Below are 2,652 nucleotides of genomic sequence, written 5' to 3' on the forward strand. Positions count from 1 at the left end.
GCATGGCGATACGCAGGCCGAAGTCAATCGCGGTCTGAACTGCATCAAGGGCTATTTCCTCTCGAAGATCATGTATGGCGCTGATCGCCTGACAACGCCGCTCTTGCGCAAGAAGGGCGGCAATTACAGCAAGGACGGTGAGTTCGAACCCGTGACCTGGGACGAGGCGTTCCACGTAATGGCCGAACAGTGCAAGCGGGTATTGAAGGAAAAAGGCCCAACAGCTGTCGGAATGTTTGGCTCCGGCCAGTGGACGATCTTTGAAGGCTATGCCGCGACCAAGCTCATGCGGGCCGGGTTCCGCTCGAATAATCTCGACCCGAATGCACGGCACTGCATGGCCTCGGCTGCCTATGCCTTCATGCGCACGTTCGGCATGGACGAGCCCATGGGCTGCTATGACGATTTCGAACACGCCGACGCGTTTGTCCTTTGGGGCTCGAACATGGCCGAGATGCATCCGATCCTCTGGACGCGGATCGCCGACCGCCGTCTAGGCCACGAACACGTCAAGGTCGCGGTGCTCTCGACCTTTACCCACCGCAGCATGGACCTTGCTGACGTGCCGATAATCTTCAAGCCCGGAACAGACCTCGCGATCCTCAACTACATCGCAAATCACATCATCCAGACCGGACGGGTCAACGAAGAGTTCGTCAGGCAGCATACGACGTTCATGCGCGGTGTGACCGATATTGGTTACGGTTTGCGCGCGGACCACCCCTTGGAGATCAAAGCCAAAAATGCCTCCGATCCGGGGAAGATGGAGCCCATAGACTTTGAGGCGTTCAAGACACTTGTGTCGGAATACACGCTTAAAAAGGTATCCGAACTTTCCGGGGTCGATTCCGGTTTCCTCGAAGAGCTTGCCGAGCTCTATGCTGATCCCGGTCGTAAAGTCATGTCGCTCTGGACGATGGGTTTCAACCAGCACGTGCGCGGCGTCTGGGCGAACCAGATGGTCTACAATATCCATCTGTTGACTGGCAAAATCTCGGAACCGGGCAACAGCCCATTCTCATTGACTGGCCAGCCATCGGCTTGCGGTACGGCTCGCGAAGTGGGCACATTCGCCCACCGCTTGCCCGCGGACATGGTGGTCACCAATCCGGAGCACCGCAAGCATGCTGAGGAGATCTGGCATGTTCCTCACGGTATTATCCCGGAAAAGCCGGGCTATCACGCTGTCGAGCAGGACAGAATGCTGAAGGACGGCAAGCTCAACTTCTATTGGGTCCAGGTCAATAACAACGTGCAGGCGGCCCCCAACACCAGCAATGAAACCTATCAAGGCTACCGCAATCCCGATAATTTCATCGTAGTATCAGATGCCTATCCAACCATCACGGCGATGAGTGCCGATCTAATCCTGCCAGCCGCCATGTGGGTGGAAAAGGAAGGCGCATACGGCAATGCCGAGCGGCGCACTCACGTTTGGCATCAACTTGTACAGGCACCCGGGGATGCACGTTCTGACCTGTGGCAAATGGCCGAATTCTCCAAACGTTTCACGACGGACGAGGTCTGGCCTGCGGAGACCCTTGCTGCCAATCCAGGCTATCGCGGCAAGACACTCTACGAGGTGTTGTTCAGCAACGGAGTCGTCGACCGCTTCCCAACAAGCGAGCTCAGCCCCGAGTATAGCAACAACGAAGCCCAAGCGTTCGGTTTCTACATCCAAAAGGGATTGTTTGAAGAGTATGCCACTTTCGGTCGTGGTCACGGCCACGACCTTGCACCTTACGACCGCTACCACGAAGAGCGCGGACTGCGCTGGCCTGTGGTTAACGGCCAAGAGACGAGATGGCGTTACCGCGAAGGCTATGATCCCTACGTCAAGCAAGGCGAAGGCGTAAAATTCTATGGGCGGCCGGACGGCAAGGCTATCATTCTCGCCGTTCCCTATGAACCTCCGGCTGAATCTCCCGACGACGAGTTCGATATCTGGCTTGTCACGGGACGCGTCCTTGAACACTGGCACTCCGGGTCGATGACCATGCGGGTTCCAGAGCTATACAGGGCCTTTCCGGGGGCTCGATGTTTCATGAACGCGGACGATGCCCGTAAGCGCGGTATTAACCAGGGGGCCGAAGTTCGGATCATTTCCAGGCGCGGGGAAATCCGTTCCCGCATCGACATCCGCGGACGCAACCGCATGCCCAAAGGCGTGATCTTCGTGCCGTGGTTCGATGCCAGCCAGCTTATCAACAAAGTCACCCTTGATGCCACGGATCCCATCTCCAAACAGACGGATTTCAAAAAATGCGCGGTCAAGATTGTTTCGGTCGCATAGCCCACCGACCAGCGTGGGTTTTGGCTATTTTTACCTTCGTATTGTTCGTGGGACCCGCGGCAATTGCGCAGATGGTGCCTGCGCTGTCCGGGCCCGATGAGGCCATGGAGGAAATCCCGGCTGCGCCGATTCCGAAATGGACGGTCGACGATATCCGCAGGATGCGCGCCTATCCGGACCAACCACCTGTCATCCCGCATTCAATCGAAGGCTATCAGCTGTCCGTGAACGCCAACCGCTGCCTGTCGTGCCATAAGCGCGAGTTTACCCAAGGGTCGGGCGCTCCGATGATCAGTGTCACCCACTACATGACCCGTGAAGGCCAGATGCTGGCCGACGTGTCGCCGCGGCGCTATTTC

Annotated in this window: 2 protein-coding genes; both read left to right on the top strand. The window is 57.4% G+C overall.

All coding sequences use genetic code 11. The features are described from left to right. A partial coding sequence (gene napA / locus ACXJ5O_RS23880; RefSeq protein ID WP_457302073.1) for a periplasmic nitrate reductase subunit alpha occupies positions 1–2,293 on the top strand: 2,293 nt, incomplete at its 5' end. After that, the coding region (locus tag ACXJ5O_RS23885) for a nitrate reductase cytochrome c-type subunit (protein ID WP_457302074.1) at positions 2,263–2,652 on the top strand (390 nt) is incomplete at its 3' end. The genes napA and ACXJ5O_RS23885, both read left to right, overlap by 31 nt.

This window comes from Phyllobacterium sp. P5_D12, from assembly GCF_054049495.1.